Source organism: Hugenholtzia roseola DSM 9546, assembly GCF_000422585.1.
GTDB lineage: Bacteria > Bacteroidota > Bacteroidia > Cytophagales > Bernardetiaceae > Hugenholtzia > Hugenholtzia roseola.
Map to the genome: position 1 here is coordinate 190,459 of NZ_KE383880.1, position 17,585 is coordinate 208,043.

Here is a 17,585-nt window from a genome sequence, read left to right on the forward strand (position 1 = left end):
CTTTGAATTGTTACATCAAAACGCAATAATTCGGACAAAAAACCTTCTAAGATGCCAAAATTTGCCTTGTGGCGCAGCATCTTTTTCATTGCCCAGTCGAAACGGATTAGTTTTTTGCTCATAATCTTATTAGTTTTCCGACAAAGATACAAAAAAACAAGCCAAATTGAAACTCGACTTTTCGCCCTTCTTCTACCCAAATCCTACACAAAATAACTTGCACGCAGGGATAAGGCAGTGCCTTATCCCTACGCCTATGTACGCTAAAAGTATTTTTTTGAACGATAAACTTATAGGGTTTTGATAGGAAGGAAAATACCAATCAGACTAAAAAACTTACAAACTTTTCATTTTTTCTTCTAACTGTTTCAAGAGCTTATCCGTAGGCTCTACCAAAGGCAGACGCACCGTTGTTTCGCAAATATTTAATAGTTTCAATACTGCTTTAATTCCCGTAGGATTGCCTTCTGTGAAAAGTAAAGGTAGAATATCAGCAATTTGATACAATTTTTGAGCGGCTTCTTTATACTTGCCTGCTAACGCCAAATGGGTCATCTGACTAAAAATTTGCGGATAGGCATTAGGCAAGACCCCAATTACGCCTGTCGCACCCATAGAAATAAGCGGCACTGTGAGAGCATCATCGCCTGAAAGTAACTGAAAATGAGCGGGTTTGTGCCTCAAAATATCCAAACACTGTCCCAAATCGCCAGAGGCTTCCTTGATGCCAATAATATTAGGGTGCTGCGCCAAACGCAAAGTGGTTTCCGCCGTCATGTTACAAGCCGTGCGGCTTGGCACATTGTAAAGCAAAATAGGGGCAGGCGCGGCATCGGCTAAGGCTTTGAAGTGGCGATACAGCCCTTCTTGGGAGGGTTTGTTGTAGGCAGGAGCAGCCGAAAGAAAGGCATCTGCACCCTGATAATCGGTTTTTTCTAAAAGTTCTAAAAGTTGGCGCGTGTCATTCCATGCCAAACCATACACTAAGGGCAGGCGGCGTGGGTTGTTTTTACGGACAAAATCAAAGATTTCGTTTTTTTCGGGGCGCGTCGTAGTGGCGGCTTCGCCCGTTGTGCCATGCACGACCCAAAAATCTACATGAGGCGAAGTATGCGCCAAAAGCCGTTCTAAGGCTGGATAATCTACAGCCCCGTCGGGGCGAAAAGGCGTAACTAAGGCTACACCCACTCCTTGGATTGGATTCATAAAGCAATATGGGAAAACGGAAACAAACAGTCAATAATAAGCAAGTAGGAAGGTAGGAGAAGCCCTTTTTGCCCCTTAGCAGGCAGGGCGCAATCCCAAACAGACAAAAGTAGTCAAAAGTAAGCAAGTTCGGATAAATTTCACGCTTTTTAGGACTTCTTTTTTAACCTCTTCGGATTAGTTTGGCTTTTCCTTCGCTGCCTTTCGCTCCAATTCTAAAACCTTAATGTATTTGACCACAGGATAAAAAGCCGAAAAAAGCGACCACATAAAACCGCCAAAGCCATTGAGAAAACAACCTCGCAAGAAGAAAAGTTGGCAAAACGTTATCGGCAATCTGACCACAATGAGCCATTTGCCTTTCCCCTTTTTTTTGTGAAAAATCTCTTGGGCGGCTAAGGTTGTATATTTATTAAATTTATGAAAATAGTCGTGTATGCTGCGGTAGCTATCGTGCCAAATGGGATTTTTGAAACTGCCAATTTCGCCGCTGACCTTGATGGTTTCATGCACCTTATCAGGCGTAACCTCACCCTTTTGGCGATGAAAAAGGCGCAAACAAGGCACTTTGTATTCTGAACGGATTTTTTCGCCCCAAAAAATAAGCGTGCGTGGCAAATAAAAACCAGCCTCTGCAATATGAGGCTGTGCCAACGCCGCCTGTATTTCGGTTTGCAGCCCTTCGGAAAGTACCTCGTCGGCATCTATTGATAAAATCCATTCATGCTCCGCCTGCGCTACGGCAAAACGTTTTTGCTCGCCAAAACCCTCGAAGGCTTTGTAGAATACCTTACAACCGTACTGCTCGCAAAGGGCGACCGTACCGTCGGTACTGCCCGAATCTACGACCACAATTTCATCACACCATTGCAAGGCTCGAAGGGTATTCTCCAAAATCGCCGCCTCATTCATCACGATAAGTACCGCACTGACTTTGTGTTTCATCTCTAATTTTGCTCTCTTGTGGGTTTGTTTGGTATAAAAGCCCTGCAAAGGTACAAAAAGTAACGAAAGCATCTTGGGGGGCGAAGTTTGTGATGCCTTTCTTGCCAAGCTGGAGCTTCGCGCTACATTTTCGAAATCCAAAATACGACAAAATGTCAGGCTTTCTGAAAAAAAGTCGGCTCTTTTCTGCCAAAAAAAAACTTTTTCGCCGCTTTTTATAGCCTGCTTGTGCCAATTACTGAAAAAGAGTACGAAAAAAGGCTTCTTTGCAGGCTTGGCACATTTCATGAAAAAAGGCATATCAGAAACGCCAAATCGGGCTTTCACTAACTCCTTTCACCTCTCTTGCGCGTCTTTTTCGCGATATGTTTCGCTCGAAAAGTTTGCGCCAAAAGACGGAATTTGTTTTTTTGTTTTCATTGTTTCAAACACTAAACACAGTTAAAGCTAATATGTCCAAGCTATCTATTCGTCCCTTAGCCGACCGCGTAGTCGTAGAGCCTGCTGCCGCAGAGGAAAAAACCGCAGGTGGTATCATCATCCCTGACAGCGCAAAGGAAAAACCCCAGCGCGGCACTATCGTAGCCGTAGGTGCTGGTAAAAAAGACGAGCCTCTCACCGTACAGGTAGGCGATGCTGTATTGTATGGTAAATATTCTGGTACAGAAATTACCATCGATGGCAAGGATTATTTGATTATGCGCGAAGCCGACATCTATGCGGTTATTTAATCGCACTTCGTCATATTTCGAGCTTTAGGTTCTTTTTTTAGTACATTTCCGTTTCTTTATTTCGTTTCTCAACTCGACATTTTCATACTCTCTTTATATTATGGCAAAAAAAGTAACATTCGATATTTCAGCAAGAGAAAAACTCAAAAAAGGTGTAGATACCTTAGCCAATGCTGTCAAGACTACCTTGGGTCCCAAGGGTCGTAATGTAGTTATCGATAAGAAGTTTGGTGCGCCTACCGTAACCAAAGACGGCGTGAGCGTAGCCAAAGAAATTGAATTGAAAGACCCCGTAGAAAATATGGGTGCGCAGCTAGTCAAAGAAGTAGCCTCTAAGACTGCCGACACTGCTGGTGATGGCACTACCACCGCTACCGTTTTGGCACAAGCCATTTTTAATGCAGGTTTGAAAAACGTAGCCGCAGGCGCAAACCCTATGGATTTGAAGCGTGGTATGGATAAAGCCGTTACTGCCATTGTTTCGCACCTCAAAACACAGTCGCGCCCTATTAGCTCTTCTAACGAAATTGCACAGGTAGCCTCTATTTCTGCCAACAACGACAACGAAATCGGTAAGATGATTGCTGATGCGATGGACAAAGTAGGCAAAGACGGCGTTATCACCGTAGAAGAAGCGCGTGGCACAGAAACCGAAGTCAAGACCGTAGAAGGTATGCAATTCGACCGCGGCTATCTTTCTCCTTACTTCGTAACCAACACCGAAACGATGGAAGCTGAACTCGACAGCCCCTTTATCCTTATCTATGATAAGAAAGTTTCGGCTATGAAAGAATTATTGCCCGTTTTAGAGCAAGTAGTACAAACAGGCAAGCCTTTGGTTATCATTGCCGAAGACGTAGATGGTGAAGCCCTCGCTACTTTGGTTGTCAATAAGATTCGTGGCGCACTCCGCATTGCAGCCGTAAAAGCACCCGGCTTTGGCGACCGCAGAAAGGCGATGCTCGAAGACATTGCCATCTTGACAGGCGGCACAGTTATCTCGGAAGAGAGAGGCTATAAGCTCGAAAATGCTACCTTAGATTATTTGGGCAGAGCCGAAAAAATCACCATCGACAAAGACAATACTACCCTTATCAATGGCGCAGGCGAAAGCGACAACATCAAGCGTCGTGTAGCTGAAATTAGAGCGCAAATTGAAAAAACTACCTCTGATTACGACCGCGAAAAACTCCAAGAGCGTTTGGCGAAATTGGCAGGCGGCGTAGCCATTCTCTATATCGGTGCTGCTACCGAAGTAGAAATGAAAGAGAAAAAAGACCGCGTAGATGATGCCCTTCACGCAACACGCGCTGCCGTACAGGAAGGCGTAGTGCCTGGGGGAGGTGTTGCCTTGATTCGCGCCATCGATGCCCTAAAAGACCTTACCCTCGCCAACGGCAAGGTAGAAAATTTAGACCAAGAAACAGGCGTGAACATCATTCGCCAAGCGGTAGAGTCGCCTTTGCGCACTATCGTAGGCAATGCAGGGCTTGAGGCTTCGGTTATCGTACAAAAAGTAAAAGAAGGCAGCGCGGATTTTGGATACAATGCACGCGAAGATAAGTTTGAAAACCTTATCGCTTCGGGTGTCATCGACCCTACTAAGGTTACACGCCTTGCCCTTGAAAATGCCGCTTCTATCGCTTCGCTCCTACTCACTACCGAGTGTGTCATTGCCGAAGACCCAGATGCAAAAGAAGCCGAGCCAGCTATGCCACGTGGCGGAATGGGCGGAATGGATATGATGTAATTTGAAAAACACGACTTTCAACCTGCTAAAAAACCTTATAGACCAAAATCTATAAGGTTTTTTCTTTTTCAAATTGAAAGCAAAATAAAAATTGGTAAAAACACCATTTAGCGTTTGTTTTTTTATGATTGTACTTATAGCTTGGCGAGGTGCATCACAATCGCTTCGCCTTCTATCGTTGCTTTGCCCGAATTGACATCGATAACTTGCGTCTGCACCGTAGCGCGATGCTTTTCTCTATCAATTTCGCTAATTGTCAGGACGGCTTCGTAGGGCGTATCTACAAACATAGGACGCATAAAACGCAGGTTTTGGCTTAGATAGACCGTACCTTCACCGGGAAAAAGTGTCCCGAAGATTTTAGAAAATACACTCCCCCCTAAAAAGCCATGCATAATCGGACGCTTAAAGGGCGTAGTGGCAGCATAAGCCTCGTCGCTGTGTAAAGGGTTGTTGTCGCCTGTAACTTCGGCAAAACGATTGACCTGCTCTTGGGTGTAGGAAAAAGGAAGACGGTAAGAATTGCCCACTTCTAATAAAGCCATGTGAGTATTTTTTGGAGTTGGAAAATAAATAATTTGAAAAATAAAACCAAATAGCTTTTGGGTAGGGAAGAAGCCTTCGCCTTATCCGCATAGGGCGAACAAAGCGAAGGCGTTTATTTTTATACCCTATTAGACCAAAAACAAAAACTCTATCGCCATATAACAAGCCGCACCTGCCACATAGCCGATAATAGAAAGCCAAGCAATGCGTTTGAGATACCAAATAAAGTCGATATGCTCCATGCCCATGACTGCCACGCCCGCTGCCGAGCCAATAATGAGGGTGCTACCGCCCGTACCTGCGCAATAAGCGATAAAGTGCCAAAATGCGCCATCAATCGCATAAGGCGAACCTGCTATTTCTGAAATAGGATACATACCCATAGAGGCGGCGACGAGTGGCACGTTATCCACAAGGGCAGAGAGCAAGCCCAAAATAAGTCCGACGATATGATAATTATCCACCGTTTTATCGAGCCACTGTGCCAAATCGCCTAAAATTCCCATAGATTGTAGCGCACCGACGGCTAATAGAATACCTAAGAAAAATAGCACACTTGGCACATCTACGCGCTGCAAGACCGCCATAACAGAAAGATTGTCGGCGGCGTTGTTGTCGTCTTTGCGTTGGTGCAAAACTTCAGTTACTGTCCAGACTAAGCCCAAACTAAACAAAATCCCCATAAAAGGCGGCAAATGCGTAATGGTTTTGAATAAAGGTACAAAGAGCAAGCCGCCCACGCCTAAGGCAAAAATCAGGTTGCGCTCATTGTCATGCACATCTACTTTATGATGCCCTCCTTTTTCTGCCATCTTACCCAAATCTATGGGGTCTAATTTGCCTTTTAGCTGCAAACCCGCCACAAAAAGCGGCACTATCATACAGACCAAACTGGGCAGAATCAGGGTAACGATAATTTTGGAAGCCGTAATTTGTCCGCCAATCCAAAGCATCGTCGTTGTTACGTCCCCGATAGGCGACCAAGCCCCACCTGCATTGGCAGAAATGACGACCATACTAAGGTAGAAAATCCTATCATTGCGCTTGCTCACCAACTTTCGCAAGACCGAAACCATTACAATAGAAGTGGTTAGGTTGTCTAAAACGGCAGAGAGAAAGAAGGTTACAAAACAGATAATCCAGAGGAGTGTCCGCTTTCGTTGGGTCTGAATCCGCTTGGTGATAATCTCGAAACCTTGATGGGCATCGATGACTTCTACAATCGTCATGGCTGCCAGAAGGAAAAATAGAATTTGCGCTGTTTCGGCTAAATGATGCAATAAATCGCCGTGAATGATGCTGTGTAGCTTCTTTTCGTCGTCTAAAAAGCCTACCACATAAAGCGTCCAGCAGAGGACGGCGATAAGTAGCGCAGGAGCTGCCTTATTGAGTTTGAGGTTATGCTCCAAAGCGATAGCCAAGTATCCTAAGCAGAACACGACTATAGCTAAGATTTCGAGGAGGGTCATTTTGTTAGGGTTTGATTTATGATAAGAGGGTTAATTGAAATGAGCTGTAGCAGGGTGCTTGCTCTTTTATTTGGATTTTAGTCTAATAGGGAGCTAACGGGGTCTATTTTGAACCTAAAAGGAATCTAAGTAGGATACAAAGTAAGGGGCAGAGCAGGCTTACAAAACCACAAGACTCGTCTGATAGAAGCAAAGACCCACTTTTTGGCTTGTTTTTTCTACTTTTTGCCTCTTTTAAAGCCTTCAAGGAAATGCAAATATACTTAACCTTAGCGATTTGCCAAATGCAAGCGTGTGAATAAAATTTCAATTTTTGTCATTTTCACCCGTTTTTAATTTTTTTTCAATCTCGATTACCTTTTATCCTATGCCAAAATTGCCCATCTTTTCGTATCTTTGCCTTGTCCCATCTGTATCCTATCTTTGTTTTAGCATAGTCTTAGCAGACTTTTATCTTGATGCCTTTTTGATACCCGACTCTTTTTCTGCCTCCCTTTCGAGATGTTTCCCCAATCCGACCCTAATTCCCGCCATATTTTGCACGACAATTCTGACGACAATTCTAACAAGAGTTCGCCCGATACTTCGCCTCAATTTTCCCTCGAACTTCCTACCCTTGCCGCTACCCCTGCCATCAAGACAGGCGAAGGCGAACTTATTTGGGCGCAATTAGACGAACTACTCAAATGGGCGCGTGCCTCCTCGCTCTGGCCGCTTAGTTTTGGCTTGGCGTGCTGTGCCATAGAGATGATGTCGGCTTATAGTTCGGCTTACGACTTAGATAGGTTTGGGGTTTTTCCACGTGCCTCACCAAGGCAGGCAGACGTGCTTATCGTGTCTGGCACTGTTACCTTCAAAATGGCAGACCGCATTAAAAGATTGTACGAACAGATGGCAGAGCCGCGTTATGTTATCTCGATGGGCAGTTGTGCTAATTGCGGAGGACCTTATTGGCAGCATGGCTATCACGTTGTCAAAGGTGTTGATAAAATCATTCCCGTCGATGTTTATGTGGCAGGCTGCCCACCCCGACCCGAAGCCTTAGTAGGGGCGATTTTACAGTTGCAGGAAAAAATTAGGAATAAAACTTAGGTAGCTATCAATCTATAGATTCGAACAGACTAATTCCTTTTCCTTTCATAAAATCCAACAAAAAACCCTAAAAATCTTATCGACTTTTAGGGTTTGAAATTTGAGCCCCCTGACGGACTCGAACCGCCGACCTACTGATTACAAATCAGTAGCTCTACCAACTGAGCTAAGGAGGCTTTTTTGTAGTAACGTTTGTACTACTTTTCAGATACAAGTTTTATTCGAAAAGCAATCGAAAACGGTTTTGAAAACGATTTGAATAGCCTTGCGTTGAATTGTGATGCAAAGGTAGTGCTTTTTAGAATTGCTGTCAAGAGGGAAGGCGAAAAAAAAAGCATTTTTTTATTTTTTGTTCGCTTTCTGCGCATTTCATTTTCAAAAAAGCCTCAAAATCAGGAATTTAGACAAAAAAATCAATGTCCGCGCCAGAGAAATTTTTTGCCCGGTAACGCTTTAATGTAGTCTTTCATCTCCATTTCTACCAATACAGAAGCCAAACGATTAAGTGGCAGTTCGGTTCGAAGGGCAATCTCGTCGATGTGTAACGTATTGCCTGCCTCTTTTAATTGTGCTGCAATGCGTTTCTCTTCTTGGGTGAGGTTGTCAAAAAGGATAAGATTGTGCGAAGGACGCGCCATTTTATCCATATCCCATTTCAAAATATATTCAATATCTTCAATACCTGTATAAAGGTGCGCCTTGTGGGTCTTGATAAGATGGTTACAACCCGCAGAGCTGGGGTCTGTAATTCTGCCTGCTACCGCAAATACCTCTCGATTGTAATCATTGGCAAGGTGCGCCGTAATGAGTGCGCCGCCCTTTTGGGCTGCTTCTACCACAATGACGACATCGGCTAAGGCGGCAATGATTCGGTTTCGCTGTGGAAAGCGCGTCGGCTGTGCCGTTACGCCAAAAGTATCCTCTGTAAGCAGTCCGCCTTCTTCTATCATGGCTTGCGCCGTAGGGCGATGTAAGGCAGGGTAGATTTTATCCAAGCCATTCGCCATAACCGCAACCGTAGGCAAACCCACCTGCAACGCCTTTTTATGTGCCTCAATATCAATCCCATACGCCAAACCGCTCACCACTAAGGGCTGATAAGGTTGTAGGTCGGCTACAATTTCTGCCGTCAGGTTGCGCCCGTATTCCGAAGCCTGTCGCGTCCCGACAATCGCCACGCTTTTAGGAGGATTCAAATCTGCCTTCCCTTTGTAGTAGAGCAAAAAAGGCGGATTGTGGCTATTGAGTAGCCGCTTAGGGTAGCGATTTTCGGTATAACAGATAATTTCTACCTGATTCTGTGCCGCTTGTCGCAAAATCTTTTCGGTTTTAGAAAAAAAGCTATCCTTTTCCTGTTGCAAACGCTTCGAAATTTCGGCAGCCTGCGCCAATCCTGAAAAGTGTGCTACCTCACGCGCCGCCTTTGGCTCAAAAACTTCTCGCGCCGAACCAAAATGCGCAAACAAGGCTTTTGCACTTTTAGCTCCCACCTGCGGCACTAAGGAGAGCGCAACTTCATAAAAAAGAGATTCGTAATCTGCCATACAAAAAGAAAAGGAAAATAAAAGAAACAAATAAGACTTTAAATTTCAAAACACACTTGCAACTAAGGCACTGCGCCTGCTTCAATCAGACGATTTCTACTGCTCAAAAAGTAGCGATTGAAGTTTGAAAGGCAATTTTTTCACAAAAATAGCATTTTTGCTAAAATTTCAGCATTTTGGTATGCAGATAAAATTAGTTGTAAGGGCAAAAATATTTCGGCTGCCTTCTTCTTTCCCAATCTTACCTTATCTTGCCCAATCTTGCTTAATCTTGCTCGAAAGTAAAAAATAGAAATTGTTGTTTCCAAAAAAAGCGTTTATTTTGTCTTTTCTCTACTCCTATCCTTCTTCTTTTTTTATGAAACCCTCCTTCCTACTCTTTCGCTTTCTGTGCCTTTTTCTTTTTTGGGCTTCGATGGAAAATGCGTCTTTGCAGGCTCAACAAATAGGCTTAGGCTTTCTTTTTCGCCCTCATGTCCGACTCGGCATGGACTATTTGCCCTCGCAAGCCATCAATGATAGCCTCCGTTTTCAGATGAACCGCTACTCGCTCAATGCCGTTGTGCCTTTGAGTGGAAAAGTGGAAGCAAGCCTACAAGACCTTTCTTTGAAAGCCTCCTATCATTTTCTAACGTTCAATACAGGCTTTCGCACCCCAAACGTAGAATATGCAAGCCCCAATTCGCGCCTCTACAACGCCTCTATCGGTATTTCGGGGATTCGCGGCGCACTGCTCAAAGGGGCATATTTTTATACCCTCAACTTGGGCTTTGTGCAAGAAGGGCAAAGTTTAGACCAGATGCACCCCTTTGGTATCGCTGCCTTTGCCAAGCTACAAATCAAGGGCATCTACAAACACAATATTTATGGGGTAGCCTTGCTTTATCAATACAAACGCTTCCTGCCTGTGCCGCTTTTGGGTATCAATCGTAAGATTGCCAAAAACCTAACGACGCAAATTTTGCTGCCTGCCCAAGCCACTTTGAGCTACAAAATCAATAAAAAACTAAATGTAGATTGGACAACAAGCCTGCTAAGTTTTCGGGGCGGCATCATACCCAACTTGAATTGGATAGGAAACCAAAACCTAAACCCTACTTTTCAAAATCCAAACCTAAACTATACGCACCTTCGGTCGGGGCTGATGGTAAGCTATAAAATCGGTAGCCGTTGGCAATTAGAAGCCGAAGGCGGCTATGCCCTTTTCCGCAATCTCTACCTACAAGACCAAAACGAACAGTATTTCAAACACACCGTTCCTGCCACTTTTTACGGTGGCATTGCCCTGCGCATGGATTTGGGCAAGGGTGTGGTAAGCTCAAAACTTTTTGGCAACGATTTTTAAGGCTACTGTTTTCAAATTTTATTTCAATACAAGTTAGGACAAGGCAGTGCCTTGTCCCTACAAACGACAATAATTTTTGACAGGTCATCTTTGCCCTCGACAATCCCCGTTTGATAGATTTTTCCTACCTTTAAAGTCAGAACCTTAAAATCCTTAGACCCATGAACACACATCAGACAAGCACAAGCACCGCCATGCGCGAGTTGCTACAAAAATTTGAAAATAAAGAACCCGAAATCGTTTTCGAGTGGCACGACAGCGAAACAGAAGCTGTCGGCTGGGTGGTCATCAATTCTTTGCGCGGTGGCGCGGCAGGCGGCGGCACGCGCATGCGTGTAGGTTTGGATAAGCACGAAGTAAAATCGCTTGCCAAAACGATGGAGGTAAAATTTACCGTTTCAGGTCCCGCCATTGGGGGGGCAAAATCAGGCATCAATTTCAACCCGCATGACCCGCGCAAGGCAGGCGTTTTGGAAAGGTGGTATAAAGCCGTTGCGCCGCTTTTGCGCAGTTATTATGGCACAGGAGGCGATTTGAACGTAGATGAAATTCACGAGGTCATTCCCATTACGGAAAGTTGTGGCGTTTGGCATCCACAAGAAGGCGTATTTACAGGACACTTTCAGCCTACCAAACCCCAGAAAATCAACCGCATTGGGCAGCTTCGTTATGGTGTTATCAAAGTCTTAGATGATGCCATCTATACGCCTGATTTGAGCCGCAAATATACCGTTGCCGATATGATTACGGGCTATGGCGTAGCTTCGGCAGTTTTTCACTACTACCAACTTTGGCAAAACCAACAGGATTTGAGCCAAAAACGCGCCATCATTCAGGGTTGGGGCAATGTAGCCAGTGCCGCCGCTTTCTATTTGGCACAAAAAGGTGTGAAAATCGTCGGTATCATCGATAGAGAAGGCGGACTGCTCAATGAAAAAGGGTTTTCTTTCGAAGAAATCCAACAACTCTTTTTAGATAAAAAAGGCAATCAACTCCATCACGCCGACATGCTCGCTTTTGAAACCGTTAGCGAAAAAATTTGGGACATCGGCGCGGAAATTTTTATCCCTGCGGCGGCTTCACGTTTGGTTACGAAGGCGCAAATCGAGCGCATGCAAAAAGGCGGCTTAGAAGTCATTTCTTCGGGCGCAAATGTGCCTTTTGCCGACCCTGAAATTTTTGTAGGCAAGATAGCCGAATATGCCGACCAAAGTGTTTCGGTGATACCTGACTTTATCGCCAACTGCGGCATGGCACGTGTCTTTGCCTATTTAATGAGCCAAGACAAGGTAGATATGAGCGATAAGAGCATCTTCGAAGATACCTCACGCATCATCTTCGAAGCCTTAGAAAAAGTACGCGCCCTCAATCCCGAAAAAACGCGCCTAACGGAAACGGCTTTCGAAATTGCCTTGAAAGTATTGGTTTAAAAGTCATTTTTTGAAAGTCATTTCTGGTTTCCGACCTAAAAAAGAAGGCTTATCATAAGGCAAGATTAAACGCGCCTTGTGATAAGCCCTTTTCGGTCATAACTTTGACCAACTCTTGACTATCAAATCCTATTCCACGACCAAAGAGAGGGGCAGTCTTGGGTCATAATCGCCCCCAATAATCGGGTTTTGTCTGTAACCTGTCGCCTGCGCAACCTTTTCTAAGACATACGCGCTAATTTCCTCTGCCTCTACATAGCCACTTTTGTCAAAATCTGCCTTTCCCTTCAAACCTTCTAAAAGGTAGAAAGTGAAAACGCCTTGCCCGTTTTGGCTCGTTTCGATGGCTAACTCGTTAGATTTTGCGGAAAGCAAGTAGAGCATTCTGCCACCTTTTGCCTCCGTAATGCGCTTGTAGTAAGAATCGAGTGCAAAAGTGCTTCCCAAAGAGCGTGTATTGTGGTGGGCTGCATCTTCGAGGCTTCCTGCATGGCAGGCATCGGCGATGATGATGTTTTGTTTGGCTTTCGAATTGTCAAAGACGCTCAAAACTTCTTGGTGGCTCAAAAGGGTGCGCTTATTAGTGCCTACGCCTTCGTAAGGGACAAAATAACCTTCTATGCCATGCCCTGCAAAATAAAACATAAAAATGTCGTTTTCACCTGCCTGACGCGCCAACTGATTAAGAGCCGCCAAAATAGCAGGTTTTGTGGCTTTGCTATCTACTAAAAGCCTTCTTTGCTTTTCAGGAATAGCACCGCCTTTTACAGACACCAAAAAGTTATCGGTGAGATAGACATCATCTTTGCTATATTGAAGGTCTTTTTCATGCGCGTAGTCGGAAATACCGACGGATACACACCAAATCTTGGGCTTTTTCTTCGCCATCTCTAAGTCTTTTTGTTGCTCTAATGACATCTCAAAAGCCTGTGAGTAATGATTCGCTGTCGCGTCTGCCACTACGAGCGGTGCAGCAGGGTCGTAATGCACTTCTACTTCGTGCGAAGTAAAAACGCGGTCAAAATGTTTGTACTTGCACCAGACCGTAATTTTATTGATACCCGGCTCTAAAAAGACCTCCTCCGAAATGATATATTCATTGTAAGATTTATTGTTATCGGTCAGAAGTCCGCGATTGGAAGCTAAAATAGGCGTTTCTGTTTTCAGACGGCGCACCCAAGCTTTTTCCAACTCAAAACCTGTACGGATTTTGGCTTGTAGTACAAAACGTGGGTCGGAAACCCTGATAACAAGGTTTTCTTTCTTTTCGGAAATTTCAGGGTTGATAAACAAAAACTTAGATTCTTTTGAGAGATACCTGCCTACATTAAAAAGGTGGCTTTGGAAAGGCTCAATCTGACTGACCTGTGCTTTGAGTTCTTCTCTCAAAGTATTGGCATACTTGAAATAATTTGAGGCATCTCCCTTTTCGCGAAAAAAGCACAGTGCCTGCCCATAAATTTCCACTTCGAAAGCTCCACCTGCCTCATTGAGGGCGTTGAGGTAATATTCTCGTGCCAAATTGGTCTGTTTGCGCAATTCTTCATTTCTTGCCAAATAAAGATATAGACCGCCTTGCATGTATGTGCCTTGCGCTTTGGCGTTTTGTAGGAAAGCGTCGGCTTTTTTGCTATTTTTTAGCCAAAAATTAGTAGCACCGCGCCAAAAATAATATTCAGCGAAACTCGCCTCTCTTTTATAGACCGCGACCCAATTAAAATGGTCTTCGGCTTTCTGATAATTTGCTAAATGATAGTAGGTTAGCCCTAATTTGTAGTGCAGATGGTGCGCCTGCCTATCTTGTTGGAAGGAAAGCAGGTAGTTTTTGAGTGCTAACTCGTAATACCCTTTTTCAAAAAAAGCATCAGCTTCGGCTTCTGCATGACGCGCGTATTGCGTCGTTTGGGCATAGATAGGAGTGGAAGGAAGGACGAACGTACCCAAGCCCAATGTTAGGGAGGCTGCCAATGTCCAAGTTCGCACGCGCTTGTTCATTTGATAAAAATTCATGGCGTAGCTCTTTTTAGTATTTGAGTGTAATTGTTGAAGAGTAGGTAGTAGTAAGGGGTAGGAGGTTTGTGAAGAATCACAGAAACCCATTCAGTAGGCAGTTTTCGGCAGACCGAATAAGAGAATACAAAGAAGAAATAGGATTTTAACGACAAGATAGTGAATTGAATTGAAAAAACAAAATTCTGCCTCTTTTTTTTTAGGAAAGCCAAAAAAAGCCTCGTTAGGGCATTGGTTTGAATAAGCTAAAAAGGCGGCAGAAAAGGGTTTGAGAAGTAGAGTTTAATTCACGTGCGCGATTTTTTGTAAAAAAATAATACTTAGTAATCGTCCTTATCAAGTCTGGTAAAAGCGTGTGCGAATAAAAAGCAACTGCCTAATACTCAAACGCAAAGCTAATACAAAGATTTTACACGTGCAAGTTTTTTTCAATAAAAATAAGGGCAAAAAGCACAAGAAAGAGTAAGAAGCTAAACTACAAAGTAGGCTCGCCGACCTTTTTTTGTCGTAAAAAGTAAGAAATTGAGCGTAAAAAGCTCGTTTTAGGGTGCAAAAGAATATTTTTAGTTGCTTAGGCTGTAAAGGCATTTTTTTTGCAATTTGGCTTTTTTAAGCTATTTTTGTTTGTCTGCTTTTGGCAGGAAAAACAAAAATAGCCGCCTCTATCCGCCTTTTCTATCTGGTCTTCTAATCCCATTTCAATATTTATCACTTTTTATTTTCTCATTTATGAACCCAAAACTCCAATACTGGGAAGAGCGCGTTTTCAATATCGTAGAAAAGCATGAAAAAGGCAACCTGCCAAGCCTGATTTTTGATGTTTTTATTATTATTTTAGTCATTTTAAGTGTAGTAGAAACTGTAATAGAATCATACAAAGATATTGAAAGCTCTTATAAAATATACTTACTCTCTTTTGAATACTTTACGATTTACGTTTTTTCGGTAGAATACCTGCTCCGCCTTTTTAGCGCACCCGCCAAATATAAGTACAAACATCGCGGGATTGCTTACTTACGTTATGTTTTTTCGCCCTTAGCCATTATAGACCTATTGGCAATTTTGCCTTTCTTTTTGCCCATGTTGGGTTGGGGCGATTTGCGCCTGCTTCGCCTTTTGCGTGTTTTGCGAATTGTGCGCCTGCTCAAACTCAAACGCTATTCGCGCTCCTTAGGCTTAGTAGGGCAGGTAATTGCCGAAAAACGCGACGAACTGCTCACGACGCTACTTTTAGCCCAAATTCTGCTCATCATTGCCGCTACGCTGATGTACTACATCGAGGGGGAGGAAAATCCTCATTTCCCAAACATTATCAATACGCTTTGGTGGGCAGTCGTTACGATGACTACCGTAGGGTATGGCGATGTCGTACCCATAACGGGCTTAGGCAAACTCCTCAATGGCGTAATTGCCTTTTTAGGGATTGGCATTGTGGCTTTGCCTACCAGTATTTTGAGTGCAGGCTTTTTGGAAAAACTGCAAGAAGCCAAGAAATTGCGCAAGAGGCATACGCACAAAAACGCCTATCCCTACGATTATTGTCCCCATTGTGGAAAAAAACTACCACATGAATAACAACTATTTAAACCTTTTTTCAAACCTTTACTTAAAATAGTTTTGATACCACTCTGTTTCTTGATGGTCTATTTTTTGGCTATCTACAAAGTGGCTTGGGTCTAATTTGGCGTAAAGCAATTCCAAAGAAGCAAAATCGCGCTGACTTATTACCCTAAAACCCGACTTGCGCAAGAGGGCAGTAACCACACCCACACCTGCCTGATAGCGTTTCTCCGCTGCAAAGCGATTGCCCTGATACACCACTGTACTGCCACAAGCCGCACTAATGTCCATCAAAACGGCTATTTCTATGGCTTCACTTTCCGCCAACGCCAACATCTTTTCGGCAGCCGCTTTCATGCCTTCTGTCCAATCTTCGCCGTCTGAAGTCAGAACTTTGGCACGCCCTTCCCAAACATCAAAGCCATCGCCCCCATGTATATCACACATAGCACGTGGCGAACCAAAGGAAAACTCTTCGGGACAAAAGCGTATGACTTTCGCCGTAGGATACGATAAAATTTTGAGTGCGCTGGGATAAACCCCATTTGCCGTCTGGTCATAACCACAAGGCACACCTGCCAAACACGCGCTCATCAAGATGCGTAGCGGATTTTCTTTGGTAGGAAGGCGAAGGTTGTTAATAAAATCGTGGCTTGTTCCTGTCTGATTTTTCATAACATTAAAAAATAAGATGCTATCTTTTCAAAAAAGTAAAAATTTTTTTTAAACAGACCTAACCATTTTATAGTCGTGTTAGGTCTGTTTTTGGCTTGAACCCTTTTTTATTTCAATCCTACTTCGGACAAGGCAATGCCTTGTCCCTACATTTGTGTCTGTTTTTTAGAATTGAACACCACTGCCCTTTGGGAAGAGGGCAGGGCAGAGGTTCAGAAATTTCTAATCCATGATGTAGGGGTAGTCGCTCTGCACATATACGTCTTTAAAGGCTTCCGCAGGGTCAGGGAAAGGCGATTCTTCGGCGAAGCGCACCGATTCTTCCACCTGCGCCTTTATTTTATCATCAATCGCCTCCAAGTCGGCTTCGGTAGCAAATCCTTTTTCTAAAAGCGTTGCGCGTACCTGCTCTATGGGGTCAAGTTTTTTGTAGGCTTCTACCTCCTCGCGTGTGCGATATTTGGCAGGGTCAGACATAGAGTGTCCCTTGTAGCGATAAGTTCTAAATTCGAGCAAGGTTGCCCCTTCACCTTTTCGCGCCCTTTCTGCTGCCTTTTCTACGGCAAGGTGTACGGCTTCTACACTCATGGCATCTACCGCTTCGGAAGGCATGTCATACGCCAAACCCAACTTGTAGAGTTCGGTAACATTCGAAGTACGCTCTACCGAAGTTCCCATCGCATAGCCATTGTTTTCGATGACAAAGATAACGGGCAGTTTCCAAAGCATCGCCATATTAAAGGCTTCATGCAAAGCACCTTGTCGAACTGCGCCATCACCCATGTAACAGATGCAAAGGTTGGGCGTGCCTAAATACTTTTCAGCAAAAGCAATGCCTGCACCCAGCGGCACCTGTCCGCCTACGATACCATGTCCGCCCAAAAAGTTGTGTTCTTTATCAAACATGTGCATAGAACCACCTTTACCTTTCGAGCAACCTGTAATTTTGCCGTATAGCTCTGCCATAATCGCATTTGGCGAAGCCCCTACTGCTAAGGGGTGCGCATGGTCGCGATATGCCGTAATCCACTTATCGTCGGGAGTCAAGGCACTGGCAGCACCTGCCACACACGCTTCCTGCCCAATATAGAGGTGGCAAAAACCGCGAATCTTTTGCTGTCCGTAAAGTTGTCCTGCCTTTTCCTCAAACTTGCGCATCAGTTGCATGCTTTCATACCATTTGAGGTAGGTTTCCTTAGAAAAAGTGGTGGGGGTGGCTTCTTTGCTACCCTTCTTCTCTTTTACTTTCGCCATGGTTTGTGTGTATTGGTTTTGATAGGGC

14 protein-coding genes and 1 tRNA gene are annotated in these 17,585 nt (G+C 44.2%); 6 read left to right on the forward strand and 9 right to left on the reverse strand.

Annotated elements, in window-relative coordinates; all coding sequences use genetic code 11:
- Positions 1–336 precede the first annotated feature (336 nt).
- Both dapA and G500_RS0113145 read right to left on the reverse strand, forming a co-directional pair.
- Positions 337–1,206 (reverse strand): 4-hydroxy-tetrahydrodipicolinate synthase, encoded by an 870-nt coding sequence (gene dapA / locus G500_RS0113140; RefSeq protein WP_027002887.1) that lies wholly within the window; start codon positions 1,204–1,206, stop codon positions 337–339.
- Between the two features lie 177 nt (positions 1,207–1,383).
- Entirely contained in the window at positions 1,384–2,223 is an 840-nt protein-coding gene (locus tag G500_RS0113145) for a glycosyltransferase family 2 protein (protein ID WP_161626136.1), read from the reverse strand.
- Between the two features lie 380 nt (positions 2,224–2,603).
- On the opposite strand from G500_RS0113145, the gene G500_RS0113155 reads away from it, so the two are divergent.
- A complete protein-coding gene (locus tag G500_RS0113155; protein WP_027002889.1) occupies positions 2,604–2,882 on the forward strand; it encodes a co-chaperone GroES in 279 nt (92 codons plus the stop codon).
- 100 nt (positions 2,883–2,982) lie between these two features.
- Complete coding sequence (groL, locus tag G500_RS0113160) at positions 2,983–4,632, forward strand: chaperonin GroEL (protein WP_027002890.1); 1,650 nt, start codon at positions 2,983–2,985, stop codon at positions 4,630–4,632.
- Positions 4,633–4,766: 134 nt separating this feature from the next.
- Here groL and G500_RS0113165 read toward each other — a convergent pair whose 3' ends face one another.
- Both G500_RS0113165 and nhaD read right to left on the reverse strand, forming a co-directional pair.
- Entirely contained in the window at positions 4,767–5,177 is a 411-nt protein-coding gene (locus tag G500_RS0113165; RefSeq protein ID WP_027002891.1) for a MaoC family dehydratase, read from the reverse strand.
- A gap of 129 nt (positions 5,178–5,306) precedes the next feature.
- On the reverse strand, positions 5,307–6,647 hold the full coding sequence (gene nhaD, locus G500_RS0113170; RefSeq protein WP_027002892.1) for a sodium:proton antiporter NhaD: 1,341 nt from the start codon (positions 6,645–6,647) through the stop codon (positions 5,307–5,309).
- Between the two features lie 501 nt (positions 6,648–7,148).
- Here nhaD and G500_RS0113175 point away from each other — a divergent pair.
- Positions 7,149–7,739: an NADH-quinone oxidoreductase subunit NuoB gene (locus tag G500_RS0113175; RefSeq protein WP_086047905.1), complete on the forward strand. Its 591-nt coding sequence runs from the start codon at positions 7,149–7,151 to the stop codon at positions 7,737–7,739.
- 103 nt (positions 7,740–7,842) lie between these two features.
- On the opposite strand, the gene G500_RS0113180 is transcribed toward G500_RS0113175, so the two are convergent.
- Together G500_RS0113180 and dprA are read right to left on the reverse strand one after the other, a co-directional pair.
- Positions 7,843–7,915: transfer RNA gene (locus G500_RS0113180), tRNA-Thr, on the reverse strand.
- A gap of 237 nt (positions 7,916–8,152) precedes the next feature.
- On the reverse strand, positions 8,153–9,283 hold the full coding sequence (gene dprA / locus G500_RS0113190) for a DNA-processing protein DprA (protein ID WP_027002895.1): 1,131 nt from the start codon (positions 9,281–9,283) through the stop codon (positions 8,153–8,155).
- A 358-nt stretch (positions 9,284–9,641) separates the two neighbouring features.
- Here dprA and G500_RS0113200 point away from each other — a divergent pair, with 358 nt between their 5' ends.
- Entirely contained in the window at positions 9,642–10,628 is a 987-nt protein-coding gene (locus G500_RS0113200; protein ID WP_154657155.1) for a DUF6268 family outer membrane beta-barrel protein, read from the forward strand.
- Positions 10,629–10,822: 194 nt separating this feature from the next.
- A complete protein-coding gene (locus G500_RS0113205; protein ID WP_027002897.1) occupies positions 10,823–12,058 on the forward strand; it encodes a Glu/Leu/Phe/Val dehydrogenase dimerization domain-containing protein in 1,236 nt (411 codons plus the stop codon).
- A gap of 129 nt (positions 12,059–12,187) precedes the next feature.
- On the opposite strand, the gene G500_RS25125 is transcribed toward G500_RS0113205, so the two are convergent.
- A complete protein-coding gene (locus G500_RS25125; RefSeq protein ID WP_051203578.1) occupies positions 12,188–14,068 on the reverse strand; it encodes a caspase family protein in 1,881 nt (626 codons plus the stop codon).
- Between the two features lie 729 nt (positions 14,069–14,797).
- Between G500_RS25125 and G500_RS0113225 the strand changes: the two genes are divergently transcribed.
- Complete coding sequence (locus G500_RS0113225) at positions 14,798–15,643, forward strand: potassium channel family protein (RefSeq protein WP_027002899.1); 846 nt, start codon at positions 14,798–14,800, stop codon at positions 15,641–15,643.
- A 27-nt stretch (positions 15,644–15,670) separates the two neighbouring features.
- Here G500_RS0113225 and G500_RS23485 read toward each other — a convergent pair whose 3' ends face one another.
- Both G500_RS23485 and pdhA read right to left on the reverse strand, forming a co-directional pair.
- Positions 15,671–16,303 carry a 2-thiouracil desulfurase family protein gene (locus G500_RS23485; RefSeq protein ID WP_051203580.1) on the reverse strand — a complete coding sequence of 211 codons (633 nt, stop codon included), beginning with the start codon at positions 16,301–16,303 and terminating at the stop codon, positions 15,671–15,673.
- Between the two features lie 222 nt (positions 16,304–16,525).
- Positions 16,526–17,557: a pyruvate dehydrogenase (acetyl-transferring) E1 component subunit alpha gene (pdhA, locus tag G500_RS0113235; RefSeq protein ID WP_027002900.1), complete on the reverse strand. Its 1,032-nt coding sequence runs from the start codon at positions 17,555–17,557 to the stop codon at positions 16,526–16,528.
- Positions 17,558–17,585 lie beyond the last annotated feature (28 nt).